The sequence below is a fragment of the Candidatus Filomicrobium marinum genome, from assembly GCF_000981545.1.
Taxonomy (GTDB): Bacteria; Pseudomonadota; Alphaproteobacteria; order Rhizobiales; family Hyphomicrobiaceae; genus Filomicrobium; species Filomicrobium insigne.
In genome coordinates, this window is record NZ_LN829119.1 from 1,943,841 (window position 1) to 1,968,249 (window position 24,409).

Annotated in this window: 24 protein-coding genes; 16 read left to right on the forward strand and 8 right to left on the reverse strand. The window is 55.2% G+C overall.

Annotated features, from left to right (window positions below):
- Positions 1-397: 397 nt before the first annotated feature.
- On the reverse strand, positions 398-1,819 hold the full coding sequence (locus YBN1229_RS09150; RefSeq protein ID WP_046478077.1) for an ATP-binding protein: 1,422 nt from the start codon (positions 1,817-1,819) through the stop codon (positions 398-400).
- On the reverse strand, positions 1,816-2,544 hold the full coding sequence (locus YBN1229_RS09155; RefSeq protein WP_046478078.1) for a response regulator: 729 nt from the start codon (positions 2,542-2,544) through the stop codon (positions 1,816-1,818). Before YBN1229_RS09155 ends, YBN1229_RS09150 begins: the two co-directional genes overlap by 4 nt.
- A 1,396-nt stretch (positions 2,545-3,940) precedes the next feature.
- On the opposite strand from YBN1229_RS09155, the gene YBN1229_RS09160 reads away from it, so the two are divergent.
- The 5 genes from YBN1229_RS09160 (at position 3,941) to YBN1229_RS09180 (ending at position 11,386) form a co-directional block, all read left to right on the forward strand.
- A complete protein-coding gene (locus YBN1229_RS09160; protein WP_046478079.1) occupies positions 3,941-5,701 on the forward strand; it encodes an ATP-binding protein in 1,761 nt (586 codons plus the stop codon).
- A 246-nt stretch (positions 5,702-5,947) separates the two neighbouring features.
- Positions 5,948-7,162 carry a DUF6884 domain-containing protein gene (locus tag YBN1229_RS18540; protein WP_052743811.1) on the forward strand — a complete coding sequence of 405 codons (1,215 nt, stop codon included), beginning with the start codon at positions 5,948-5,950 and terminating at the stop codon, positions 7,160-7,162.
- Positions 7,163-8,773: an SIR2 family protein gene (locus YBN1229_RS09170; protein ID WP_082101089.1), complete on the forward strand. Its 1,611-nt coding sequence runs from the start codon at positions 7,163-7,165 to the stop codon at positions 8,771-8,773.
- Positions 8,770-9,273, forward strand: a complete 504-nt coding sequence (locus YBN1229_RS09175) for a nucleoside 2-deoxyribosyltransferase (protein WP_052743812.1) — start codon at positions 8,770-8,772, stop codon at positions 9,271-9,273. Before YBN1229_RS09170 ends, YBN1229_RS09175 begins: the two co-directional genes overlap by 4 nt.
- A gap of 451 nt (positions 9,274-9,724) precedes the next feature.
- A complete protein-coding gene (locus tag YBN1229_RS09180; protein WP_152024972.1) occupies positions 9,725-11,386 on the forward strand; it encodes a DUF262 domain-containing protein in 1,662 nt (553 codons plus the stop codon).
- A 252-nt stretch (positions 11,387-11,638) separates the two neighbouring features.
- On the opposite strand, the gene YBN1229_RS09185 is transcribed toward YBN1229_RS09180, so the two are convergent.
- Positions 11,639-12,250: a recombinase family protein gene (locus YBN1229_RS09185; RefSeq protein ID WP_046478082.1), complete on the reverse strand. Its 612-nt coding sequence runs from the start codon at positions 12,248-12,250 to the stop codon at positions 11,639-11,641.
- A gap of 147 nt (positions 12,251-12,397) precedes the next feature.
- On the opposite strand from YBN1229_RS09185, the gene YBN1229_RS09190 reads away from it, so the two are divergent.
- Positions 12,398-12,739, forward strand: a complete 342-nt coding sequence (locus YBN1229_RS09190; RefSeq protein WP_046478083.1) for a hypothetical protein — start codon at positions 12,398-12,400, stop codon at positions 12,737-12,739.
- Here the strand turns inward: YBN1229_RS09190 and YBN1229_RS09195 are convergent, their stop codons facing one another.
- Both YBN1229_RS09195 and YBN1229_RS19075 read right to left on the reverse strand, forming a co-directional pair.
- On the reverse strand, positions 12,740-13,507 hold the full coding sequence (locus tag YBN1229_RS09195) for a hypothetical protein (RefSeq protein WP_046478084.1): 768 nt from the start codon (positions 13,505-13,507) through the stop codon (positions 12,740-12,742).
- 62 nt (positions 13,508-13,569) lie between these two features.
- Positions 13,570-14,970, reverse strand: a complete 1,401-nt coding sequence (locus YBN1229_RS19075; RefSeq protein WP_046478085.1) for an ankyrin repeat domain-containing protein — start codon at positions 14,968-14,970, stop codon at positions 13,570-13,572.
- A gap of 141 nt (positions 14,971-15,111) precedes the next feature.
- Here YBN1229_RS19075 and YBN1229_RS09205 point away from each other — a divergent pair, with 141 nt between their 5' ends.
- Both YBN1229_RS09205 and YBN1229_RS09210 read left to right on the forward strand, forming a co-directional pair.
- On the forward strand, positions 15,112-15,534 hold the full coding sequence (locus YBN1229_RS09205) for a hypothetical protein (protein ID WP_046478086.1): 423 nt from the start codon (positions 15,112-15,114) through the stop codon (positions 15,532-15,534).
- Between the two features lie 220 nt (positions 15,535-15,754).
- Entirely contained in the window at positions 15,755-16,213 is a 459-nt protein-coding gene (locus YBN1229_RS09210) for a hypothetical protein (protein WP_046478087.1), read from the forward strand.
- 360 nt (positions 16,214-16,573) lie between these two features.
- On the opposite strand, the gene YBN1229_RS09215 is transcribed toward YBN1229_RS09210, so the two are convergent.
- On the reverse strand, positions 16,574-17,080 hold the full coding sequence (locus YBN1229_RS09215; RefSeq protein ID WP_046478088.1) for an antirestriction protein ArdA: 507 nt from the start codon (positions 17,078-17,080) through the stop codon (positions 16,574-16,576).
- Positions 17,081-17,779: 699 nt separating this feature from the next.
- Here YBN1229_RS09215 and YBN1229_RS09220 point away from each other — a divergent pair.
- Positions 17,780-19,318, forward strand: coding sequence for a hypothetical protein (locus tag YBN1229_RS09220; protein WP_046478089.1), 1,539 nt, complete (start codon positions 17,780-17,782; stop codon positions 19,316-19,318).
- Here the strand turns inward: YBN1229_RS09220 and YBN1229_RS09225 are convergent.
- A complete protein-coding gene (locus YBN1229_RS09225; RefSeq protein WP_046478090.1) occupies positions 19,305-19,955 on the reverse strand; it encodes a hypothetical protein in 651 nt (216 codons plus the stop codon). The genes YBN1229_RS09220 and YBN1229_RS09225 overlap by 14 nt on opposite strands.
- A gap of 265 nt (positions 19,956-20,220) precedes the next feature.
- Here YBN1229_RS09225 and YBN1229_RS09230 point away from each other — a divergent pair, with 265 nt between their 5' ends.
- The 7 genes from YBN1229_RS09230 to YBN1229_RS09260 all read left to right on the forward strand — a co-directional run bounded on the left by YBN1229_RS09230 (position 20,221) and on the right by YBN1229_RS09260 (position 23,908).
- The gene (locus YBN1229_RS09230) at positions 20,221-20,655 is read left to right on the forward strand and encodes a hypothetical protein (RefSeq protein WP_052743813.1); all 435 of its coding nucleotides are present in this window, start codon (positions 20,221-20,223) and stop codon (positions 20,653-20,655) included.
- A 124-nt stretch (positions 20,656-20,779) separates the two neighbouring features.
- Positions 20,780-21,079, forward strand: a complete 300-nt coding sequence (locus YBN1229_RS09235; RefSeq protein ID WP_046478091.1) for a hypothetical protein — start codon at positions 20,780-20,782, stop codon at positions 21,077-21,079.
- Positions 21,080-21,105: 26 nt separating this feature from the next.
- Complete coding sequence (locus YBN1229_RS09240; RefSeq protein ID WP_046478092.1) at positions 21,106-21,330, forward strand: hypothetical protein; 225 nt, start codon at positions 21,106-21,108, stop codon at positions 21,328-21,330.
- Positions 21,331-21,398: 68 nt separating this feature from the next.
- A complete protein-coding gene (locus YBN1229_RS09245) occupies positions 21,399-23,015 on the forward strand; it encodes a type IV secretory system conjugative DNA transfer family protein (RefSeq protein WP_046478093.1) in 1,617 nt (538 codons plus the stop codon).
- 19 nt (positions 23,016-23,034) lie between these two features.
- Positions 23,035-23,346, forward strand: a complete 312-nt coding sequence (locus tag YBN1229_RS09250; RefSeq protein WP_076605306.1) for a hypothetical protein — start codon at positions 23,035-23,037, stop codon at positions 23,344-23,346.
- Entirely contained in the window at positions 23,343-23,618 is a 276-nt protein-coding gene (locus YBN1229_RS09255; RefSeq protein WP_046478094.1) for a hypothetical protein, read from the forward strand. Before YBN1229_RS09250 ends, YBN1229_RS09255 begins: the two co-directional genes overlap by 4 nt.
- Before the next feature lie 38 nt (positions 23,619-23,656).
- Positions 23,657-23,908: a hypothetical protein gene (locus YBN1229_RS09260; protein WP_046478095.1), complete on the forward strand. Its 252-nt coding sequence runs from the start codon at positions 23,657-23,659 to the stop codon at positions 23,906-23,908.
- On the opposite strand, the gene YBN1229_RS09265 is transcribed toward YBN1229_RS09260, so the two are convergent.
- The gene (locus tag YBN1229_RS09265) at positions 23,905-24,336 is read right to left on the reverse strand and encodes a hypothetical protein (protein ID WP_046478096.1); all 432 of its coding nucleotides are present in this window, start codon (positions 24,334-24,336) and stop codon (positions 23,905-23,907) included. The two genes, YBN1229_RS09260 and YBN1229_RS09265, sit on opposite strands and share 4 nt — an antisense overlap.
- Positions 24,337-24,409: the final 73 nt, after the last annotated feature.

The following is a 24,409-nucleotide window of genomic DNA, read 5'->3' on the forward strand; positions in this document are numbered from 1 at the left end:
GTCACGAAACGTTGGATTTGGTGCGTGCGCAAAGGGGCCATGTATGAGGCGGACCTCCTACAGCGCAACCGTACCGCATAGGCACATGGAAGTTGGTAAGTGCATCGGGATGGGTGCCGCTGGATATACTAAAGGATCGCGTTTCGACTGCCCGCCGGACAAGTGACCAGAAAGCACGTGATGTCAGAAGTTTATTGGCTGGATTCGTCAGTAGTTCTGCGCCGAACCACCAAGCGTAATTTAAATGGTTCAGTATGTAGTCAAAAGCGAATTAATAAATTCGCTCTACTTAGTCAAACGCCTGACCCATTGCAATGTGAGGATCGAATTTCGTGACGCCAATCAGCCACCGTACTTTTGCCATGCAGTCGCAAAGAGCCGTGCCTATGCCTTAATCTCATTTGATTATTTGTTGCTCACCACGTGGGACTTGAATCGCAACGCCAAACCGGCCACGTTGATCTCGCACAGGTTCAATGCGGCCGCCAAGTTCCTCCATAATTCGTCGCGCTATAGTAAGACCGAGCCCTGAGCCGTAGATCGCATCGCTGTTTTTTTGCAGCCGCCGAAATGGCTTTACGGCTTCATCCCATTCGGCTGGGCTCATTCCAGGTCCGTCATCATGGATCGCGATTGTCACGTCCCGATCCTTGGTCAAAAGGCTTATGTTGGCCTGCTTTCCATAACTTGATGCATTTTGCGCAACGTTCACGATGGCCCTTCGAAGCAGTGTCGGCTTGGTTGTCAAAATAATTCGACCTTCTGCCCGGAAATCAACGAGTCTACCCATGTCAGTAAGATCAGAAGAAACGCTCTCTACCAGTGTCACGAGATCCACTTTTTGGGCCTTCTCGGAGTCAAAGTCCAATCTCGTGAAATCGAGCGCCCCAGCAATCATTCGCTGCATCTGATTGAGATCGGACAAAATGTGATCTCGGACGTCGGTGTCTTCAATCTCGTGTGCGCGTAATCTCAATCTGGTAACCGGCGTGCCTAGGTCGTGCGCAATTGCTGCGGCAGTTGCTGAACGGTCTGATATCAATTGTTTGATGCGTGTTTGAAGCCCGTTGAAAGCCGCCGTAGCGCTCCGCACTTCGAGAGGGCCAGTTTCCCGCAAAGCGGGCGAGTTGATGTCTTCGGCAAGGCGTCTCGCAGCTCCTTCAAGCAGTACCAAAGGTGCGATGAAGCGACCAAGAAGCCAGAATGCGATTACGAGTGCCGAAGAGGTCAACGCGAGAAGCGAGGGGGACATTTGAGCCCAGGAAAAATGCGGTACGGCAAGGAGGCGCCCGGTCATCAACACCCCAGTCCCGTCCGAAAGCTCTGTCGCTACTTTAATATTTCCTTGGAAATAAACATTCTGCAGGACGCGTTCAATTGGCTCCTCTGTAACCAGCTTCAGTCTTGCTGGAAATACTGGCGCGGAATTTTTAAGATCATCGTTGTCACTCTCGCCGAACCGAACTCCTATAGGGTCACTTGGTGGGCGATCTAGAAAGGAGTTGATCAGACGGGTTATTCGGCCAGCTCGCGCGTGCTCCTCTTTTGGCGTTGGTAGTGGTTCAATGTTTTCCGTAGAAACACCTAGCATGGTGCCTGTTAGCGCTGTCGCGACTTCCGGGCGATGGCTCGGAGGCAATCGGTCCATGAGCTGGACCACTATGGCCACTTGTTCGGCAAACATCGCATCGTGCAGAGCATCCATCGCGTCGTTGTGTCGGTATGAGTAGAGCACAAGGGCTGCCGCGTTGGAGGCTAGAAGGAGTGCGAAGATAAGGATAAAGGCTCGGCCCCGAAGAGTGTCGAGATTCCGTATCATTCATCAGCCTCCACCACATCCGCGGAAAACATGTAGCCCCGTTGCCGAATGGTTTTTATGAATTCGTTCGCGTCGGCATAGGCCGCAAGCTTGCGGCGTAGACGCGCAATCTGCATATCGATGCTCCGGTCGAAGAGACCTGGCTGTCGGCCGCTTGTCAGGTCGAGGAGCTGATCGCGATTTAGCACCACGCCAGCGCGCTCAGCAAAAGCTTTAAGCAGGTCAAACTCTCCGTCTGTCAGAGTGACGATTGATCCATCTGGTGCTGTCAGCCGTCGTGCCCGTCCATCAAGTGTCCATCCTGAAAAACGCAGGCGTCGATCGCGATAGTCGGGCGTGTTAATCGGCAGTTCGTTAGCGCGCCGAAGCACTGCCCGGATGCGGGCAATCAATTCCTGGGGGTTGAATGGCTTTGGGATGTAGTCATCGGCTCCCATCTCCAGACCCACTATTCGGTCCGTCTCAGATCCCAGAAGCGTTAGCATGATCACGGGGATATTGGAGGTTGTTCTCAATTCTTGGCAGAGGGTGAGACCATCCTCGCCGGGCATGATGCGGTCGAGCACAACGAGGTCGATACGCGCAGTTCCAAGGATGTTGCGCATCTCTATTCCATTGGCGGCCACATCTACGACGAAGCCATGTCTGCGCAGTTGCCTCGCAACAAGTATGCGAATTTCCTGATCATCGTCTACCACGAGGATGTGCGAGTGACTCTTCTTCATTCCTGAATTGGTCTCGATGCAGTGAGAAACGCATGTGTATGCGGCAGTTGGCAACGAACAAATAGATCAATGGTAACATCCTGTAACAACTCAGGATCTCGTTACCAGCCGTTACCGTTTCTGGAGAGCATTGTTGTCCGATTTCACCTATCTGTAATTTGTGACCAACGACCGGACTTAAATAGGTCTGCTGGTCAAATTGAAGGCAGTAGCATAGAAAATATGGAGATCGGATCATGAAACAGATCTTTATTGTAGTCGCTATGTTTGCAGTGTTAGCGGGAGCAACCGTGGCGCAGGCCGATCATACGTCAACACCTACCCCGTCTCCCATCGATTCTGACGTCTTTCAAGGCGATTAAAGCAACGGGAACCAGAAGCCCCGGGCTTCTGGTTCCCGTTTATTATTGATATTTGGAACATAAGAAGCGGTTTAGCAGATTGTATATATTGTTGGTGTTTGTTGCTGAGTGAAAGCATTGCGGTTATACATCAATCCCTTTAATGTATTGCATCTCACGCACCTGCGCCGATGTTATTTGATTATGGAAGTTATCTGGCGACCTGCGTGGTTAAGGGCATTAATATGCAGGTGTATGGAAACGAGCGTGATGATCGTTGCTATGGAGCTGAAAAGATAGAACTATTAATCGGCTCATTATTTTTACACCATTAAAATGTTTGTCGTCCTGGAGAAATTGCGGAACCTGCTCAACTTCTGGCCGTCTTTAGCCGCGAGCACGCGACAGCTTGTGCGCGATGCCGTAGCGTGGGCCATGCAGGCGTGGGTTCATAACTGATAAGCGACTGGTGCTTGCCTTAGATGCTTGTTAGCTCCCAGCTGGACGTTGCCGAATATGTTATCGTTCAGCGCCTCAATTACCCCAAAAATACAGGCGGTTGGACGGTTCGATAGCCCCCGATCCGATGGTAGAGGAGCTTGTCCGAGAGGACGAGCTTCAGGAACAAATTCCGGTTCGCCGGATCGTCAGAATCCCACAGTTCACGCGGGTTGGGATTGCCTTTTTCCGGTCAGAAACTGACCACAGCTGTTGACTAGGCGTGAGGCCGAGGGCGCGGCCGTCCTGCGCCACCACCCACAGCGCTTCGATGACCGCGATCTTCTCGTCGTCGCTGGCGGTAAATTAGCGCCGCTTGATGCCGGATTGTAGGTGAGCACCGCCCTTAGACTTATTGCTCTTGGTTCCTGTGGCTTTGCTAAGGCAGTCGCCGGGATGCTCGGTCCATCAGAACCGAGTTGGCCATCTTCGTGCGCTTGGCTTTGTGTGATTGCCAATGGGTTCTCCACAGAGCATCGAGCCTCAATCTACCGGAATGAACAAAATGGGTATTCTTAAGCTCAGAAATTATGATTCGGACGCGGGGAAGCATATCAATGCGACGCACGGTCCATTTTGCCGTATCGCCTAGATTGACCGCCCTGCTCGGTGAAACCTACCGGCAGACAGAAGCAGCGCTCAAGGAACTCGTCGACAATGCGTGGGACGCAGATGCGGGAAACATTTGGGTGACACTACCGGCGCCCCTGACCGCTGAGCCGATCGTCGTTGCCGACGATGGAAGCGGAATGTCGCCTCATGAGATAGAGAGCGAATATCTCGACATAGCCAGGGACCGCCGGTCGACAAAAGGGGAATATTCCATCCACCTCAAGCGCCGAATCAAAGGGCGAAAGGGCATTGGCAAGTTCGCCGGGCTTGCTGCAGCGCGGAGCATGCGCATCGAGAGCGTCTGCAAAGGCATCAGGACCGTCGTAGACGTCGACAAAGGCGCAATCCTGAATGCTTCGCATGATCTGGAACAAGTACCGCTACCACTCACTGAGACGGAAGCATCTAACGCGGTTAATGGCACGGTCATAACGCTCTCAAACCTCGATCAGGCATTGAACTTTCCAAGTGCGGATAAGCTGCGGACGCTTTTGATTTATGAATATGGCCGGGAGAGTGGGATCAAAATATACGTCAATGGCCGCGTACTCGACGTTGAGGATCTGCCTGGGGAAACGGAGAGCACGAGCGCTAGCCTTCCTAACGCCGGCGAGGTCAAGATCCGCTTCACCATCGCGGAAGGTAAGCTGCCGAAGCACCCGGGTTTTCTGCTGCGGGTCGGCGGCAAGGTGGTCGGTCGCCCTCAGTGGTTCGGACTGGACAAAAACCAGGACATTCCCGATGCTCTGCGTAAGCGCGTCTACGGAGAGATCGAGGTGGACGGACTTGATCAGGTCGTGACGGCGGACTGGGGCGCTTTGGTCGAAAACAGCAAGGCGCGGGAGGAGATCGCACACCTGGTCGCCGAGCGGACTACAACCAAGCTGAAGTCGGTGTTCACACGCGAGATGAATCTTCAACAGGCACGGTTGAAGCAGGAGATTGCGCGCCGTCTTCAGAACCTTCCCGAGCACCGCCGAGCATTTACCGAAACCGCGCTCGGAAAGATCCTCACCCGGTTCTACGGCGAACGTCAGGATCGCATAGACACCATCGCATCGGTCATACTGGATGCAATGGAGCGGGACGAATACTGGCAGGTTTTGCGCAACATCGACGAAGCTAGGCACGGCGACGTTGCGAATTTTGCGGAGGCCCTGCATCAATTCGGTCTAGTCGAGCTGACATTGATGGTAGAACGCGCGAACGGGCGCCTGCATTTTTTGTCCGACCTTGACGCGCTGTTGGTCAATCCGTCGACAATTGAAATCCAAATGCACAAGGCGATCGAGCATAGTCTTTGGATACTTGGCGCACCCTATCACCTCATGAGCTCCAATGCGACGCTGAAAGGCGTCGTCGAACGATATACCGATAAGAAATATTCGGGAACGCGGGCTGCTAAGCGTCCCGATCTACTGCTCAATACCGACCCCGGCGAGGCTTACCTGCTGATTGAGTTCAAACGGCCGACTCATCCCGTTTCCCGGGCGGACGAAACACAAGCCCAAGTCTATGCCGATGAGCTACGCGAACTGTTACCGGCCAAGCCGATCCATGTCGCGCTCATTGGCGGGAGGCGCGCGGCTAAGTCCAACCCGCAGAACGATCCGCCGAACCTTAAGGTCTGGTCATACGCTGACATCATTAGCCGCGCCCGTCATGAAGTTCAGTGGCTACTGAGTAATGCTGCCCCCTCACACTGATCGAGATTCTATGCTCAACCGCAACTGGGACGACAATGCAACTTAGGCGCAAAACTGTGATCGCCGTCGCAAATTTGCACAACTAATACGTCAATGGGCTGTGCGTCGGAGACGTCATACGTCCTAAGATTAAATGGATGTCTGACCGATGCTCGTCTGGTGAAGCGGCCTGAATCGATCAGCACGCGTCGCGCGGCATAGATGTGCCCAGAACGGGCGGGACCCGCCAATCGATCGGGGTGGATAATGATGCAGCTGCTTGGTCCGCGTCGAGGGACAGGTACGCCAAACTTGGTGGCGGCGCAGGGAGATTTGTTCATTGCTCCCACGTTCAACCCACGATCCGCGTTGTTGCCGTCCGCCGGCACAAAACTGACCTTGGTGATCGGATGCAGCGGACAAAAACGAAAGAAACGCACGACGGCGGCGGAACTCTACACCTCTTCGCGGTTCAAGAGGGCTAGGGCTATCGCGGAGAGCCTCAGGGCTGAGTATCTAATTGCGTCCGCTAAACATGGCATCCTTAAGCCCGACCAGATCATATCTCCCTACGATATGAACCTCAGTGACCTGGATGGCTCTGAACGTCGAGACTGGGGGCGGAAGATCGCTCAGCAGTTGAGTGAAGTTCGGGGACAACTTTGCATTCTATGCACGGCTGAATATGCCGATCCAATCGTCGAGGCATACGAAGGCGTAGCTAAACTTGTTAGCCCATTGAGTAAAATCGTGCCACGTCATCATGCTCAATGGCATGAGCAAGCACTTGCCTTCAGTCGACGCGTGGAGGCAATGCGCGAGCTCTATCAAGCAATTGATAAACGCCGACGTACAGGAGGCATGTTCACACTCAGTGAGCTGGGCATGAAGAAGCTGCCAGTCCGTGGCGTCTATATCTTTATTGATAAATCAGAGCGCAATTTCCTCGGTCGACGAGGTCGCATTGTTCGGATTGGCACGCATGCCGTCAGCGAAGGTTCGAAGTCGACACTTCGAAATCGGCTGCGAAATCACGCTGGGCTGAGGGACGGGACGGGGAACCATAGAGGATCGATATTCCGGCTCCACGTGGGGCGCGCGGTCCTGGAGCGGGAGAACGCGTCTGCAGCACTTCCTTCGTGGGGAGAGGGTCAGGACGCGCCCATTCACGTGAGGGCGCACGAAGTGTCCATGGAGCAGCTAGTGAGCGACTACCTCAAGAAGCTCGAGGTGTTGGTCTTGGATATTGACGACACGCCGAGCAAACACAGCTTGCGGGCAATTGTCGAGCGTCAGCTCATCGCGTTGTGCTCGGAGTCTTTGATTCCTATCGACAGGCCAAGCAAAGCTTGGCTGGGCCTCTCGTCACCGATGCGCTTGATTGCCGAATCTGGGTTGTGGAACCTCAGGGACGTCGGACGCGCCTATGACCCACAGGGCCAAGGCTCCGTCAGAGACTTGATTTCGTTGGATTTATTGTGAATGTCGAAATTAGTGAACGCCATAGAACGCCAAATACGGCTCGGCCGTTTCCTGAGCCATCTTTTTCAGAGATTAGCTGACGGTCGTCTTAATTTGGTCGTAGGCGCCGGTATCTCCATTGACGCTGGCGTGCCTGCTTGGACGCCCCTACTCAAGCGACTTGCAACGCGCTCTCCTGACCTGGCGGCCGATCTGGATCAACATCACGCATCAGGACTCGCCCCCGAGTATCTGGGGCAAATCATTTATCACCGTCATTGCAGCGACTGGGAGGGAGATGCTGAGCCGCATCTCAAAAACGCGGTTATCAAGCATGAGTGGGTCAAATCGATACACACGGCAATCTACCAGGACGTCCCAGATACGACGGAGAAGATCTTAGCCGAACATCCATACCTTTCAGGGTTGAGGGACTTAGTGCGTAAAGTACCGCTCGTCATTAATTTTAACTTCGACGACATCCTGTCCGACGCACTGAGTCATCAGGCAGTCCATACCACTGCAACAGGCGATAGATCCTTCACTGTAACTTGGAATCCCCCGTTGGTTGACCGTCCAAAGACTACGACCATCTATCATGTCAACGGTTACTTGCCCCGCGTTACGTTAAAAAAGCGGAGTCCGGAGTTAGTTTTTACAGAGGACTCGTTCGCGGCAGCGTTATCAAGAGCCCCTGAAGTCAGTGGAGAATACCTGTTTCTCCGTTTTGTGCAGAACACGATGCTGATTATTGGTCATTCCCTTGGCGACAACTCGCTCAAGAACTACTTAAGGCGCAATCGCAATCAGGCGCCGGCCAATCATCACTACATGATCCATTGGCTGAAATCTGGAGATGAGATATCACCAGCGCGCCAAACTGATATTTTTGAAGCCAATCTCGAACTTTACAACCTCATTACGATCTTCCTGACATCTCAGGAGATTTCTGAATTGCTGGATCTCTTGAATAGCGAGTCTCGGGACGTGCGGGACTTTCTGGACGACGCCTGTCCAGATCGGCGGTCCAGGTTTCACTACTATATCGTAGGGCCTGTAGCTGCCGGCAAATCGACACTTCTAGAACAGCTGCGCTGTTTCGGAACGTTCGAGGAGTGGACGCGCCCACCTCCAAAAGAGATGTTTCTTTCGTTTGATAAGCTGACGGCCGAACAGCAAAATGAAGTAAGCAACTTTCTCTATGCAGAACTCAAAGAGAAAAACATCCGCATGACCAACGTCGATGTCGGGTTTTACTTCATGGATCGCGCGCCGTTGGATTTGTACGCCTTTTCCAAGGACGATCTCGAGCGAATGCAAAAGACAAAAGAATTAAAAGACTTGGTCACACGCGATAAAAACCTCCAGGGGGGACAAATCGTATTCGTAACCGCCGAGGGGCGTGAACTTGTAGCGAGGAATTTAGGTCGCGGACGGCTTCCAGATAGCTCTGGAGATGAAATTTATCTCGAAGATCAATCCAGCTATTTGCAAGGCCTCTACGAACCGAGTTGTGCGATCGTCACTACCGGCATGAACCGCGGTGACATCGCGAAAAAAGTCGCTCGTGAGGCCCTTCTCGGCGAATATGATGCGTGTAATCTCTCCGCTATAATGGAGCGGTTTGAATGAAAAGGCTATCTCGCACAAAGGCGTATTTGGCTTCGCCACTATTCAATCCGCAGGAGCGGGAATTCAATCTAAAGCTGTCGCGCCGTTTGGAGGCGTACCTTGATGTCTTCTTGCCTCAGCGTGACGGCGAACTACTGACCGAGTTAGTCTCCAAAGGCAGGTCTGTTACTGTCTGCCAAGAGCTGATCTACGCTAAAGATACGGCTGCCATAGAAGGATGTGACTTCCTAATTGCCGTCCTGGACGGTCGAACCGTTGATGAGGGGGTCGCCTTCGAGCTGGGATATGCAAGGGCGTTGGGAAAGATCTGCTTAGGCTTCAAGAGCGATGATCGTGTCATGGTTTCGACTGGCGACAATCCGTTGCTTGTGTCGGCATGTCACTACCGGGCTTCTTCGGTTGATGTGCTCATAGATCAGGTGCGCTGCCTGTTAGACCAAGAGACCATAATACCGAAAGACACGGGTGAGGGGATCGATACAGATGCACTGACGCCATGACGCGAATGCACCTTCGCGTGATGAGCCGCGAGTTTACAAGTCGTTAGCTTTGCGGATTTGGTGAAGCAGGCCTCCCTCGCGCTAGTGCCCATAGATGTTGTTGAAGTATTTGGGGTCGCATTTATTCATCTGGATGATCGAATATCGACACTTCTGCTAATGAACGTCAACCTGCCAACGGTTCGCCCGCTAATACTCTCCCGGCAGGTCGAGGCTCGATGTTAGCTTTCTCGGCACAGGAGACGCTGCTCTTCCTCCCCAACCATGGTTTCGTCCCTGAGGCTAACCGCTCTCAAAAACTGTACTAGCAGAAGAAGAACGGATCGGATCGAGAAGCCGACGTGAGAAAGTTGGGAAGCCAAAGGCTTTTGACCGGCCGTAGAAACCTGGATAACGTAAGTGCGGGTTGGGTAGAAATTCGTACGATAGAGTTTTGAGGTAGGGGGCACCGGTGACCATCCGGATGGAGTGTCAAACGTTGCCGGTAGGCGAGCTGCTGTCCGGTTCTCGAATTTATAGTATGCCAATTTTTCAAAGGCCTTTCGCATGGACTGCCGATGAGGCAGGCCAGCTACTAGACGATCTGCAGACTGCTTTCCATAACTCGACAGATTTAAATACCGACAAAGCTTATTATTTTCTCGGGCAGCTAATTGTATCTCAGTCGAACCCAAACGCGCCCTTCGAGGTCGTCGACGGCCAACAAAGGCTCGTGACACTTTCCGCCCTCTTGGCGGTGCTGCGCGATCTCCTACCTCCGGGTGATGCTAGGGAACACTTGCAACACCATATTGAGAGGCCTGAAAATGCGGCGCGACACTTGCCGCGTTGTCCGCGCGTGAGGCTTCGAGAAATCGACCGTGATGAATACACGAGGTGGATCGCGGAACAGGGTGGCTCATTCGCGCTACCTGACGCGGGCGACACTGATGCCACGGAGCGGCTGGTCGAGGTAATTTCTAGGATCAAGGACGATATCGCCACGCCCCACCAAAAATTTATCACCGATTTCGCCAGCTATATACTGAATCATTGCTATGCCGTGCTCGTGATCGTTTCAAATACGCTCGACGCTTATCAACTCTTTCGTAGTATTAATGCGCGGGGACAACCGCTTACAGATATCGACATTGTTCGCGGAGAAGTTATTAGCATCTACCAAAGTACCCGGCTTGCCGACGCGTGGAGCCAAATAGAAGATCAAATTGGCGTCGAACAGCTTAGTACATATGTCAAATCCATCCTTGCGTTGGTGCATCCACCCACTCAGCAGATGGCATTTAGAGATGGACTGAACTCCGTCCTAAGCCATCCCTCAAAGGCTCTGCTTTTCACCGACACACTAAAGAAGTTCGTCGAGATCTATGATGAGCTCGAAAGCTGCGAACTAACCGTGGCGGAAGGTAATGAGGAGCTCAATCGGATTGTATCGTGCGTCAAAGCCCTTCCTTTCGACGATTGGACCCCTGCCGCCCTACTGTGGTTAGCGCAAAATCCTTCTGAAAAAGCTACGGTAGATTTCTTTAAGGCACTCGACGCTCTGGGGTTGGGCCTTCTGATCCTTGGCGCAACCTCCAACACCATCGCGAACCGAATGCGACGGGTGGTTCAGCGTATCGTCGCAAAAGACTGCCTTAGCAGCGCAAATAGTGAACTGTATTTGACGGATGCTGAACGAAAGAAAATTAGAGAGAAGCTCGCAAGGCCAATCGGCAACAAGTCGCGGTTCATTCGACCACTGCTTTTGCGTTTAAATGCTGAACTTCTGGACAAAACAATCCCAACCTACTTTCCGACCAAAGTGACCTTGGAGCATATCCTTCCACAAAATCCTGGCCCCCGGAGCCTCTGGAGGCAGAAATTTCCAGATTCAAAAGAGCGTCAACAGTTCAGCCAAATGCTCGGGAACTTTGCAATATTGTCAACCAAGGTGAATCCGAGGGCAAGCAATTTTGATTTTCACAAGAAAAGAGAAAAGATTTTCGGAGCGAGCGATAGCAACATTTTTCCTCTGACCGCACAGCTTATTAGTTATGAGGATTGGACTCCTGACGCCATCAAGAAGCGTCATGACCAGTTGACCGAAATTGCGCGAGATATATTAAAGCTCTGAATTTCCATCCTAGCGACGGCGAATACGTTTATCCGCATTTTGAATGCCGTGGATAAATTGTTTCTGACATTCGGGCCGGGGGGATGCAACGGGGGCCAGCAAGGCCCCCTTGCCGAGGCGGGCGAAAGACCGCCGAGCGAAGATGGTGCTGTCATACAGCACACATCTGGCGGAACACCTTATTCCTGACTTCTATGGTTCCGGTTCTTCTTCCCGGTAATAAAATTGCGTATCACCGGAGCGTTTGTGATGTCAGTGCGGCTGATCCAATCCTGCCCATTTGAACCCGCGCGTCAGGGTGGCGTGACAGACGTCCAGCCGTTCGGCAACCTCGCCTATCGGGATACCCAGCTGCGTTACATGTCGATGGCCTTCGAGGATGGCATCAATGCCGAGCGCTCTCGGTCTTCCAAGGATTGCGCCGCTCTGCTTGGCGGCGGCTAGGCCTAGCATCGTATTCTCGCGGATAATGTCGCGATGAAACTCTGCCATGGCAGCAAAGAGGTGATAGACTAGCTTGCCGCCGGGCGTTGCCGTGTTGATTCCCTCTGCCAGAGAGCGGAAATGTATCCCTTCATTCCCGAAATGCACTAGCAGGTCGGAAAGGTGCTGGACCGAACGGCCCAGCCGGTCCAGCTTTAAGACCACCAGCGCGTCACCGCGCTTCAAGGTCTTGAGGGCTTTGTCCAGACCGGGACGGCTGGCCTTGCCTCCGGAGACGCCCTGATCCTTGAAGATGCGCTCGCACTTTTCGGCTTTCAGGGCGTCCAGCTGCATGCGCAGCTTCTGGTCCTGAGTGGAAACCCGCGCGTAGCCGATCTTGCGCCCGGTAATTTCGATGCTTGGCAAAAAGAGGTTCGTCATGACGTCACCTCGTCAAAATCGATCGTTATTGTAGAGGAGGAAAAACTAGCCCGAGAATGATCGAACGACACTCGCAAACCGGCGGAACTCCGCCAACTGATAGCGCTAGCACTAGCGCGTATCGCACCTCGGCAAAAAGGATCGTTTATGTTGAGCAGGAAAGCACTAGCCCTAGCAAGCCTGTGTACCATCGTATGCGCGCAAGCCAGCAGCGCCGATGAAGCGTTCAAGAGTTCGAAATTCCTGACGTACCCTGTGGACTCTCAGAAGAGCTACATTGGATCGTCAGTGATGATGGCAGGCGTGATCGCAGCTCGGAACGCGCCGCAGCAGGCGCGCTGCATCGATGACTGGTCCGCCAAGAATTCATCAGCCAGCTATCCCACCGTTGTGGAGGCGATGAGGCGGTTTCCCGACCATCATCCGACAGGCGTCATCATTGCCGTCCTTCAAAAAGCCTGCGGCTCATTCGATTATGTACGGAAATAGCTACAGATCCGGGGATGCGATACTCGCAATAGAAGGCATCTTCTGGTCGGGGACCGGGGATGTGGTCGCCATGTTCACTTCGATCTTGTGCTGCCGCATCCCGTTCTCGATCTCTTCTTTCCAGCCTTCCATCTCGCGTTCCGATGGCGGGTTGTCCTGATCGCTCATGCGGTCGCGGATGCGGCCCAGCGTATCAATGCGGAAGCCTTGAAGCTCCTCAAGGCGCATGGCTCTGTCTGTGACAGCCTCACGCTCTTCTAAGAACTGCTCGTAAGCGGGTTCATCACCGCGCCATTCGATGGAGGCGGCATCGGCATCGCTAACGGGCTCTCCGCGTTCGTTCCAGACTTTCCCCCGCGCATCGCGGAATACCCGCGTACCATCCGGCAGCTGGGCGGCGCGGGACAGCGTCTGTTCCAGCTGGGCCTGCGCTTCTTCCAGCGCTACCTGCGCTTTCGCTATGGCGCGGTCGGTAGCGCTTTCCGCATCGCCCAAGAGGGCAAACGTGTCGTTGTACAGTCTGGCATAGGCGGCATTGCTGGCGAGCAGGGTTTGCAGGCGGGTGAAACTCTCGTTGCGGCGGCGTTCGCCTTCGCCCGTATGTTCAGCCTTGCGCTTCTCACGGTCTTCAGCGCTTAGGAAGCGGGCCGCCCTGCCGTTGCTGATGCCGGAGACTTCGGCTGCGAAATCGCGCTCGTCCTCGCGGCGCTCAAGCTCAAGCTTGGCCTCTTTGAAAATTGCGCGCAGATCGTGCGTATCGTAGCTCAAATCCCTTCCACACCCCGTTTTATGGATATTATACCGTATACGGATATTTTCTGTCAAAATTGCTAGACCTGCTCATCCGGGTCGTCAGCTATCGGATCGGAGAAGCCGGGCGGGAGAAGCGGCGCATAGCGCTGCATAGCCTCCCGCATGGGAGGGGAGGGCTGATAGATTTCTAGTAATGCGGTGGAGTTTGTTCCGAATGCTCCTGCATGCGCTTCGATCTCTCTTCTCAGCAGGAACTGCCAGATTTCCGTGGCGATGCGGTTACGCTCCGACGCATCGGTCGAGATGGGTGCGCAAGCCGAGGCAAGGCACTGTTGATGGTCCAGTATCAACGGATCACGCGAATAAGAGAGTTTTGTCCAGCGGGCGCGCTGCCTGTCATCAAGCGTGGTTTGCGGAAGCAGATCACCCAGACGTTTGATATCGCCAAAACTAGAATCGGCGAGCCAGCGGACCATCTCGGCATCCGCTCGTTCGGCGGCAATATGAGTGGCTGTAGCGCCCGTTGCCGGATCTTGGGTGTTGATATCAGCGCCGTTTAACAGCGCCAGCAAGAGAGCAGGCAAATCGCCCTCCGTAGCGGCGCTCAGCAGCGCAAAATCGAAGGCTTGCTCTTCAGGGCTGCGTGAGAGCGAAGGCGATGGCTGGCGAACATGTCGCGTTTCCCTGAGCCCGCTAATCGGGCCTTGGCGGGGTGTGGCGGCCTGATAGCTAAGGCGCTCTCCTGCCCGCCAGCTTTGCGGAGATAATCGGTCAAGTGCAATCGGCGGACGGGCTTCGTGATGAAGGATCATGGTAGCGCCGTCTACGCCGATCCTGTGCAGGCAGCATTCCACGTTACTGTCGGGAAGCGAGACCTCAACGATCATTGTCATGTCGGTTGGCATAAGGAAGATGCGCCCCTCGAAAAGCTTTCCGTCCTTGGCCTCCTGACCCGCGTTTCCAGCCAAGCGAAGCGTGACAAAGGGTTTGGAGCGACCGGGCGCGGCGACCCAGAGGCTTTGCGCTTGCTCCGCCGCGCGGTATTCGCCTTCCAAGCTGCGGCGGTATCGTTGAAGCCTCGCATCGCTGGGGGCGATGCCGCTAAACTGGCGGGCCAGCTTCAGGTTCGGATGTCGCCCGCAGAGCGCAAGAGCCTCGGCGCTTAAGAAACCTTCAGAGCTAAGAAAATTGCCGATGAGCATGAGGTTGTCATCGGAGATGGCGGAGGCTTTCCGGGAGAGGAGGTTATCGACTGTGCTGTGTTTGAGCGTAAAGCCTGCATCGAAGCGTGTGCCGTCTTCATCTTCACGCTCGTCATAGGCGTAAGGCGCACCCTCGTTGGCGTCCGAAAGGGCAATATCTTCGATCAACCGCCGCACCGAATACGAACGTGCAGCTGATCTCCTGAGCTCCCAAAAGAGGATCAGGCGCTCGCGGATTAGGATCGCCTGCAAGGCGTTGAATGTTTGCTCTGTCACCTCGCTCCCCCTTCGCGGCAAACCGGTCCCATAACACAGGCCAGCGAACGTGTTTCCAGCTTTAAACCCCTTGGGAGCTGGGAAGCCTCCTTCTGTACAGGCTTATTGAGAGTGTCCCCGAAATATTTTGGAGACACCCTCATGAGCAAGGATTTTGATGGGCTGCGCGAAGAGCTTCCCGGCACGGCTGCGCCGAACGATCCGGCCCGCACCGTTGTTGTAGCCTCGGATACGGCGCTACGGAGCCCTTCGCATTTTCAGCGTCTTTCCATTGCCACGGCTGCGCTGGAGGTATCCCGCCGCGAGTTGCCGAACCTGATCGCCGATACAATCTACAATTTCGAAGGCAAGATCGTCTGGCCCAATGGCACGACTTACGATCTGCCGGACGTAGACGATGCGTTCGGCGGTGAGGGTTCGTTCCGCTGGGTGAGCGATTTCATCCGCTTTGCAGAAGTGCCGCCGCGCCAGCATCCGCAGCGCCGCGTGATCGAACGGCTGCGCCTGATCGATCTTTACTTCCGTATTGCGTATCCCGAGCGCGCGCGGCTCATTGCGGAATAAGCGCTTTCAAGAAATGCTGCGCCCGGCCGTGAACGCCGGGTGCTTCCCGCAGGGGAAACGAACATGTAAAGAAGACATCGACCAGAGGTATTAATGAGCGCGATGGGCAGGCCACCAAGCGGAAGCAGCTATCTCCGGTTGCGAACGCATTACATGTGCCATGCTTTCGTAAGATTTTGTGACACAGACACTATCAGTCATTGCCTACGGAGGGAGAACGATGTCACGCCAAAGCGGCGATCATGATTGGGGCGCTACTTACTCAATCGTATTAACGGGAATCCTAGTGGTTGGGTTCATTGGGATGGTTCTTTACGACAAAATGGGAAACTTTTTCTCTCGCACCAGTATTGCCACCTCTACAATGGAAGCCATTAATGGAAACGCACCTAAAGAATTAAACGCAAATTGGTCCAAAAAATTTCCGTTACAAAACCCGAAAAAGCTGACAGAATTCATAGAAACGGCTCATCGAGACCATGCCCCGCTTGACGGTCCTAATTATCCGAAGAACGAAGCACTTCAATTCGTAGGTGCCTCGTCTATACGCGGAAAGGATGTGAAAGGAACTCCTGAAAGTATGCGAGGCTACTACAAAAGCAAGACTGGGCGTGACGTGCTAGTTGAAACATTTCTCTGTGGTGGAGATATTTGTGGAATCGACATAAGGTGGAATTAAAATAAAAATAACTTTACCTTCGATTATTCCTTTTGCTAATAATTATCATTAGCAAAAGATCGGGGGTGAGTAGGTTTGAAAAGGAGTTTTTTGTTTGCAGCAAGTGTTGCTGCAGTTCTGTCCGCAGGCGCTTGGATATTTGAAGAGCGGACGACATGGCAAGAAATAGATAGCGATGGAAATGTTCGGCGCTGCCGCACCATTCCTGGGCCATACGTGCATTGCGTACCAGAGACTGGCGATGTCCCATCGCCCTAAGTTTTGAGGTGCTATTTTTCTCAGCTCGTGCGGTCACCTGCGGCGATTCAAGCTAGCTTGTATTTGTTGCCGCAGGTGGCCGCCTGTCATGTAGCTGACGGGCTAGCGGCACGCATAGGCCAGCCTCCGCTCGTCAATCTCGATGATGGCAAAGTCTACCGACAAATCGCGGGCGATGGCTTCATAGTCGATGTAGCGGGCAAGGTGCTGAGGGATTTCGCCGTAGAGGCCCTCATCGACAAATTCCTCTGCCAGGTCGCGAAGCGTGTCCACGTAGTAGAGATCGATTTCGAAGCCGTAAGGGTCAACGGTTGCCGGATCGAAGCTATATCCGCACTCGCCAACGGCGATGACAAAGCGCAGCTTCTGCTCATCGTCCCAGTCATTCGCTGCCTCAAGAAAGTGCGCGAAATTGCACTGGCTAAGGCCCCATGCTCTCGCAAGGGCGGCGTCAAGCAGCTCCCCGTCAATGAACTGGATCTCAAATTCTTCCACGGGCTCGCCATAGGCGTTGCGCAGCTCTGCTGCCTTGTGGGCGTAGCCTTCGGCATCATCAAAATAGTATCCGCTTGCTGTGATGTCATAGGGTTGGGCGTAAAGTCTGGTCATCTCGGTTTGGCCTTATCAAAAAGGGGTTCGCATGAACCCTTGGCCCTCGCCGAGAGCGGGGAGCCAAGCGCAAGGAGGCTCCGCACGAGGGACCCCGCGCCAAAGAACCAAAAACAAAATGAGCGGGGATACGGGGGGATGCCTTGCGCGCGGCAGGGGCGGAACCCCTTAGCTCTTCTCTTTCCGCGTCAGGGATGGAAGCCCGAAGGGCCGAGACCGCTTCTACTATAGCGGGCTCGGCTCGCGACAGCCCGGCCCGAACGAAGTGACGGAGACGCCCAGACACTGCGCTCAGCGCAGCGAGCTATGATAACTATTTATTTGTATACGGAATAAATGTATAATGGAATTAGCTGGGATATTTCCAGCCGGGGTGTCGAAACCCCTTACACTTTGCGGTTGGCATCAACCGTGATTGGTGCGTTTTCCTCATACCCACGATGGCGAAGCGCGCCATGGATGTCGCTTCTCAGGTCTTCGGACCGGGAGGCGGCAGTGCATGTTCAGGCTCACTGCCTGCGCTGTGCCTTCGGGCGCAAACAGGTGCGCGGCTAAAGACTGCCGCACCGTTTTCAAAGTGTAACGGTTTCGAACTCCCGGTCACCAAGAGCCTTCGCTCGCGGTGACCGTTTTGCTTTTTTAACGGGGGGACGTTTGCAGAGGTTAGTATGTTTCATAGTTTTTATCTTGAGCCTTCTGGTGAACCCACAGAAGACATTTGCCGATTGCGTTGGCCCGACTGGTGAAGAGGGCGTCCTCCTTTATAATCCCGCCTACAAGATCATGCAGTTTTGCGACGGTGAGAAATGGATTTCCGCTGCGGGCGGCATATCGCAAAACCACCTCAGCCATGGTGTTTCGCCATGGGAAGATATGGACCTGACCGATACGGCAGATTTTGACGGAGCTTGCGAATACCGGTTCGATATCGGCAGCGGCTGGGCTTACGCGCACACCGTGCACCCCGACTATCTGTTGTTCGATGCCTCAACTGCCGGATGGAAATTCGGAGCCATAGAGAAGGGCACAAAGGATCAGTACTGGCATCGGGATGATGGAAATGTAGCCGCGACCGGCGGTTCGCCGATGCCGATTGCAGGCATGCAGAAGAGCTGCATGATCGATGCGGAGCCGGACGCCGTCACCTTTGTTGATGTGGCAGACGCCGCGCCGGATACGCAGATAACGTCCAATGTCGTCACCCTATCTGGCTTCAATTCCGAAGTGTTTATGACGATAGACGGTGATGGTGCGCCGGAGCTTTCGATTGACGGCGGACCATGGGTGACAAGTGGCACTGTAACGAATGATCAGACAGTGCAGCTTCGCCTAACTTCCGACAGCGGGTTCGAAACAGCCAGAACCGCGACAGTGATATTAGGCGGCGCAAATTATAGCTGGTCCGTGATCACCGGCCCCGAACCCAGCGACTGCACCAGCACCACGATCAACTGGTCGCCGGGATGTTCAGCAACTTCAGGGGCTATAACCCATGGCGAGACCAAGAGCGTGAATAACAGCGCATCTGGCTATGCGGGAACGCGCGATCTATCCTGTAATGACGGCACGATCAGCCAAAGCGGCGGCAGCTGTACGGGCACCGATAGCACGCCGAACGCCTTCAGCTTCACCGATCAGACGAACCAGCAACTCAATACGCTGCGGACCTCGAACACGATCACAGTTTCCGGCCTGACAACGGGGGCAAGCGTATCCGTAAGCGGCAGTGGATCACCGCAGATATCTATCGATGGCGGGGGCTGGACGACATCCGGCACGATCACGAACGGCCAGACGCTCGCGGTACGGCTCACGTCGGCGAATGCGTTCTTAACGGCCCGCAGCGCGACAGTGGATGTTGGCGGCGCTACCACCGCATGGTCTGTGACAACGCGTGCGGCGGTTAACTGCTCGAACACGACGATGCGCTGGACGAATGCAAGCTCCGGCCCGTGTCAGGCCGCATCGGGGAGCATGACGCACGGGCAGAGCAAGAGCGTGAATAACAGCGCCTCCGGTTATTCGGGATCACGCGATCTATCCTGCGATGATGGTACGATCAGCCAGAGCGGGGGAAGCTGTGCGACTACCGGTGGAACGTGGAAATCGCTGGCTCCTGACTATAGTTGGAATGGCTGCGGTAGCTCTGTTCCTACTCCAGGGACGCCATGCTCTCCTATCGGTAAAAAATGCACCGGTCACAATGGAAGCACGGTGCGGTCGTTTAGATGTCAATAAGAGCAGGTTGCCTGAATTTAAAATCTGCGTCAGTGCTTCCTCTAATTACGCTAGAATGAAACTGGGGTGGAGGGTTTGGAGACAGACTGCCTTGTGTCCTCAACGGGTTCTTGAGCAGATAACGCCTGTAATCCTCATACAGCCGTAACTCAGGATGCGCATGCGGCTTTGCGCCGGGGATAAGTGCGGCCAGCTTCTGCAGCGGCGCGCGCGGATGAAGGCGCGGAACGGCTTCGGCGAGCCGTAGAACGATCTCCCGCACGGCGCTTCCATCTTCGTGAAAGCTGACCTCACGCAGATCGAGCGCGCACAGGAGCCGCACGGTGATTTCATAAACGTGTTCCAGTTCTTCATCCGGGCATTTCAGGCGGGGCGCATGGCGGCGGCGGTGCCGCCGGAATACCGGGCTCCGCCGTGCCGCATGGAATAGTGCGGGCGTTTCGTGATGGCTCAGCACCAGCCCTGCGCCGCTAAACCGTTCCGGTTGCGTGGAGATGGCTACCGGCAGATGCGCGCGCAAGGTCGCGTACGTCGCGCGAATCGTCTTACCGCTTACATGCGTGGTCGGTGCCAGCGCCTGTATCGGCGTGCCTTCGGCATAGCCCTGCAGGATACGCAGAAACTTGTGCTCCGACATTTTAGCGCCCGAGTAATAGCGGTTGCGGCGCGGGCTAACTCCCGCGCGTTTTTGTTTTTTCAGATCACTCAATACCCTCGCTCACATTCTATCCATGATTGTATTTGTGTGCGCGTTCTTCCCTTCGATTTTGCAGAATGCGGCACAAAAACACTATTGTTTCGGTATGCGCGGAATAAATACTTCTACTTATGCGTGTGCATAAAGAGGGGGCGCTGCGGTTTTTTGAAACCGCCAACAAGAAAAAGAAAAGGAGACTTGAGTAATGACTTACTGCCAACGCTGCGGACGCGATGTCTGCAAACCCTGTACCCCTAAACCCGTCAACGACAACAAGCGCACCGTCATCGTGGCGAGCGATGATGAGCTGCTGCGCCGCTCGCACTTTCAAAGGCTGGCAACCGCCACGCGTTCGCTCGGCATGTCACGCCGCGAGATCCCGAACTGGATAGCCGATACGATCTACGGCTTCCGCGGCAAGATCGCATGGCCCGGCGGCAAGCCGTTCGAGGTGGACGATGAGGATATCGACGCCGCGTTTAACGACGACGGATCGTTCCGATGGCTGTCCGGCTTCATGTACTTCGATGATGTCGATCCCAAGCAAAACCCGCAGCGGCGTATCCTCACTCGCCTGCGTCTGATCGATCTGGCGTTCCGGATTTCCAACCCGGTGCGCGCGGGCTTCATCGCCAAGTGAGGCGCGGAGATCTTCCCAAGTTCGGCCCGGTCTCTATCCCGGCCTCACATAGCCTTCCAGTCATGCCGCGCGGCGCGTGGAGCCATCCCGGCCCTTCGCGCACCGCCATGAAAGGAGCGCTGAAATGAAATTCAACCCGCACGATCACCACCAGAAGCGGCAGCAGGTTTTTATGAGCTCGGTTGAGTGGCTCGCCAACCTGTTTGCCCTGCTGGTGGCTTTCTTCCTTACCCCTGAAATCTATGTGCGCACGGTCGATTGGATCGTGGGCTTCACCGCTAGCCGCTACGGCACCGGTTTCGAAGACCTCACATCCTTCGCCTGGTTCGCCGTGTCGGGCTTGCTGGTCTTCTTCACTGCCCGCGCCACGCTTGCCACCGCCATCGTGGCGGGCGGTCTCGCCCTCGCTACCCGCTTCGTCTGATCCCACACCTGAAAGGAACAAACGCCATGTCACGCACCCCTGAAGTCATCATCAACAAGCCCCTGCAGTATGTGAAGCGCACGCTCGTGGGAGGCGGCCTGTTCTTCTCCGGAGCCAGCTTCATTCACTTCGCCGTGGGCAACAACGGCATCATCCAACTCCTGATCGGAGGCGCGCTGTTCTGGCTGGCCTCCAAGGTCAAATACAAGTGGGTCAAGGAGTTCGAAGTCGGCGGCTTCAAGCGCGTCTAACCTCAGCCGTCGTAAGGGGCCGCTAGCAATGGCGGCCCCTTTTTCTTTTCAGACATCAGCGAGCCGCCATGCACTCTTCATCCTTCAACGAACACTACCGTTTCGGCAGCGCGGGCTGGGCCGATGAGAATCAGATGCGCGCGGCGGGCCTGTTCTCAGAGCGCGGCCTGCCTATCGGCTATATGGGGCGCCGAAAACTTCGGCTTGATGGCGATGCGCCGCTCATTACCTTTGGCGGTGCAGGCACAGGCAAGCTTACAACCGTGCTCGGCCCGGTGTTTTGCGGGGTGGCAGACCGCTCGATGATCGTTCTCGATCCGCGCGGCGAGATGGCTGCAACATTCGCACCCGCGCTGGCTTTACGCGGCATCAAGACATATCGCTGGAACCCTTACGGCTTACATGGACTGCGCGCTCACAGGTGCAATCTGCTCGATTTCATTGATCCGAAGCGGCCCACCTACCATGCCGACTGCAAGCTTGCGGGTCACGCAATCCTGACAGTCGAAAGCAAGGGGGACGGAAAATACTTTGAGCGGCGCGGCAGCGGATGGGTGGAGGCATTCATCAAGTTCGACGTCGAAACCAATGGCAGTGCGAACCTTTACCGGCTTATGGAAATGGTCAATCTGGCGGAGTCGGCTAGCCCGTTATGGCCCGGTCTGATCGAGGCGATGACGCACTCTCAATTTGCCGATGTGCGCCGCACGGCGGGCGAGATCATCACCAAGCAACAGGAAAGTTCGCGCGAGTTCGGCTCGATCACGGGCGAGATTTACGGGGCGCTGTCCTTCCTCGATGATCCGGTGCTTGCCGCCTCTCTGGAAGACCCGGAATTCTCACTGGCTGAGATCTGCGCATCCAGCCAACCCGTTGTCGTGTTCATCATGATCCCGGCGGAATACCTGCACCAGTGTGCTTCGGCGCTGCGGCTGTTCCTGACGGCCTGCATGCTGCATAAATCTCGCCAACCGGGCTCCCGGCGCTTGCTGATGCTGATTGACGAGGCGGCGCAGCTTGGCACGTTCCCTACGCTGCTCTGGCTCTACACCTATGGTCGGGGCATCGGAATCCAGCCGTGGACGTTCTGGCAGAATGTCGGTCAGATTTCTCATAACTTCGGATCAACCGGTCCTGAGTCGTTTAAGGGATCATCGCAGATGCGCCAGTTTCTGGGCGCGCGCGATTATTCGACCGCAAGCCTGATTTCAAACATGCTCGGCACGGAAACGCTCGAATATACCGATACGCGTCTTCAAGAAGAGGCGCGCCGCCGAAAGCGGCAGGCCGCGCATCGGGCGATGATCGGCGACGATGTGTCATCTGCGGTGATGGAAGCCGCGCATTTCGGCAAGCTTGAACGGATGAAAACCAAGCAGCAGCGCAAGTTGATGACCGAGGATGAAGTGCTGGCCCTTAGCGGCGACAGGCACATCCTCTTTATCTCCGGGAACGAGCCGCTCGCCGTACTGGCGGATCGGAAGCCGTATTTCACGCAGCGTGAGTTTGCGGGCTTTTACCTGCCGAACCCCTATCACCCGCCGCATGACAAGGTGCGCGTCGCAGGCCGCTTCGGCTCAAAATGGGCGCGCGTGATCCGCGAAGCCGCGCCGGAAGAATTTGCGTCTTTCGCCCAATATCAGAATGGAGATTGGGCATACGTAGAGGGGTACAAACCAACCTGACACGTAAGGAGATCAGACCATGAGTAATGACAATGAAAGCAAACGCCCTTCCCACATCGCCTATCAGGTGCGGGAGGGTGAGGAGAACAAATCCTACTTCAACCGCATCGGTTCGGTGTGGCCCCACAAGGACGGCGAGGGCTACAACATCCAGCTCGATGCGGTCCCGGTAGACGGGCGCATCACCATCCGTTCGGTGCAAGAGCGCATTCAGGAGGCAAAGGAAAGCTCGCGCGGCGGTGACCGCCGTGACGAACGCCGCAGCGAAACGAGCCGTTCCGGCAGGGAGGATCGGCAGTCTCGCGATAACGCTCCCCGTTACGAGCGATGACCAAAGAGTTCGGTCGTGCCGCCGCCGGCGTAGTCACAAAAGCGGAACGCGACCAGCGCATTGCAGCTCGGCCCAAGCCGCGGGCCGAGCTGCATCTTACTCCCAACGGGTGGGAAGCAACCGAAGTGCGGCGGCAGATCGACCAAGAGTCCGAACGCCGCATCCGCCATATCGATGAGCGTCTCAAGACCGCTCGTGACAATTTCAAGAACGGCCACTCACGCGCGCTGAGCCGAGGCCGCGCCAAACAGGATTTCGACCGGGGCCGGTAACACCGCCCCGGTGTCTTCAATCAGATCGCGGGGGCCCCATGACCAAATTCACCAAGCTGGACGCCATCCGAAAACACCTCCGCTTCAGCCAGCCGGAGCCGCAAGCAGCGGCACGCAATTCCACGCCCGCTCCCGCAACCGGCAAGCGCGTGCAGAAAAACCTCTCCATTCTTGAACAGGACGCCGAACGTCTGAAGGCACTCGCCAAGCGCGACGGTATCAGTCAGGCACAACTGCTATCCGCCGCGCTGGATGTGTACGAAAGCCACCATGAGGCTCTGGGACGCTAGTACAAGAATTCATCATCGTCGTCATAGCCTTGGATGCCGCGCCGCACGCACCAGAACTCATGTTTGATGAACCACGCGTGCGCGGTGCGGCGGCTGATGCCGAAGATCTTGGCGAAATTCTCGAACTGGGTATGGCACATCATGCGGGGTTCCATCCCGAAGCGTTCAGCCACGTCCTTACGGATCAGGGCCAACACGTGGGGCGGCAGAAGGTCCGTGTCCGTTAGATCCAAAATTTCTTCGTAGTAGCGGTAAGCCGTCACAACCCACGGCATGCTGATATCGGCGATGTGGAAGACCTTCTTCTCTTCCGGGGTGATCTCACACCAGTCAGTCCCCTCGTAGTTGACCTTGCGCTTTACATCCCTGCGATATGCTTCGTGCAATGCCTGCCACGCTCGTTCGGTGCTGATTTTGTTTTCGCTCATATGCTCACCTGCTGCATTGGTTTGTCAGTCTCTCATATTGAGGCAGCAAGCCGGATAGACCGGGGGATTTCGG

Excerpts from the sequence above, each read along its gene's own strand:
- YBN1229_RS09150 (WP_046478077.1), bottom strand. The coding sequence starts at position 1,819 with ATGATACGGAATCTCGACACTCTTCGGGGCCGAGCCTTTATCCTTATC.
- YBN1229_RS09155 (WP_046478078.1), bottom strand. The coding sequence starts at position 2,544 with ATGAAGAAGAGTCACTCGCACATCCTCGTGGTAGACGATGATCAGGAA.
- YBN1229_RS09160 (WP_046478079.1), top strand. The coding sequence starts at position 3,941 with ATGCGACGCACGGTCCATTTTGCCGTATCGCCTAGATTGACCGCCCTG.
- YBN1229_RS18540 (WP_052743811.1), top strand. The coding sequence starts at position 5,948 with ATGATGCAGCTGCTTGGTCCGCGTCGAGGGACAGGTACGCCAAACTTG.
- YBN1229_RS09170 (WP_082101089.1), top strand. The coding sequence starts at position 7,163 with ATGTCGAAATTAGTGAACGCCATAGAACGCCAAATACGGCTCGGCCGT.
- YBN1229_RS09175 (WP_052743812.1), top strand. The coding sequence starts at position 8,770 with ATGAAAAGGCTATCTCGCACAAAGGCGTATTTGGCTTCGCCACTATTC.
- YBN1229_RS09185 (WP_046478082.1), bottom strand. The coding sequence starts at position 12,250 with ATGACGAACCTCTTTTTGCCAAGCATCGAAATTACCGGGCGCAAGATC.
- YBN1229_RS09190 (WP_046478083.1), top strand. The coding sequence starts at position 12,398 with ATGTTGAGCAGGAAAGCACTAGCCCTAGCAAGCCTGTGTACCATCGTA.
- YBN1229_RS09205 (WP_046478086.1), top strand. The coding sequence starts at position 15,112 with ATGAGCAAGGATTTTGATGGGCTGCGCGAAGAGCTTCCCGGCACGGCT.
- YBN1229_RS09210 (WP_046478087.1), top strand. The coding sequence starts at position 15,755 with ATGTCACGCCAAAGCGGCGATCATGATTGGGGCGCTACTTACTCAATC.
- YBN1229_RS09215 (WP_046478088.1), bottom strand. The coding sequence starts at position 17,080 with ATGACCAGACTTTACGCCCAACCCTATGACATCACAGCAAGCGGATAC.
- YBN1229_RS09225 (WP_046478090.1), bottom strand. The coding sequence starts at position 19,955 with ATGTCGGAGCACAAGTTTCTGCGTATCCTGCAGGGCTATGCCGAAGGC.
- YBN1229_RS09230 (WP_052743813.1), top strand. The coding sequence starts at position 20,221 with ATGACTTACTGCCAACGCTGCGGACGCGATGTCTGCAAACCCTGTACC.
- YBN1229_RS09235 (WP_046478091.1), top strand. The coding sequence starts at position 20,780 with ATGAAATTCAACCCGCACGATCACCACCAGAAGCGGCAGCAGGTTTTT.
- YBN1229_RS09240 (WP_046478092.1), top strand. The coding sequence starts at position 21,106 with ATGTCACGCACCCCTGAAGTCATCATCAACAAGCCCCTGCAGTATGTG.
- YBN1229_RS09245 (WP_046478093.1), top strand. The coding sequence starts at position 21,399 with ATGCACTCTTCATCCTTCAACGAACACTACCGTTTCGGCAGCGCGGGC.
- YBN1229_RS09250 (WP_076605306.1), top strand. The coding sequence starts at position 23,035 with ATGAGTAATGACAATGAAAGCAAACGCCCTTCCCACATCGCCTATCAG.
- YBN1229_RS09255 (WP_046478094.1), top strand. The coding sequence starts at position 23,343 with ATGACCAAAGAGTTCGGTCGTGCCGCCGCCGGCGTAGTCACAAAAGCG.
- YBN1229_RS09260 (WP_046478095.1), top strand. The coding sequence starts at position 23,657 with ATGACCAAATTCACCAAGCTGGACGCCATCCGAAAACACCTCCGCTTC.
- YBN1229_RS09265 (WP_046478096.1), bottom strand. The coding sequence starts at position 24,336 with ATGAGCGAAAACAAAATCAGCACCGAACGAGCGTGGCAGGCATTGCAC.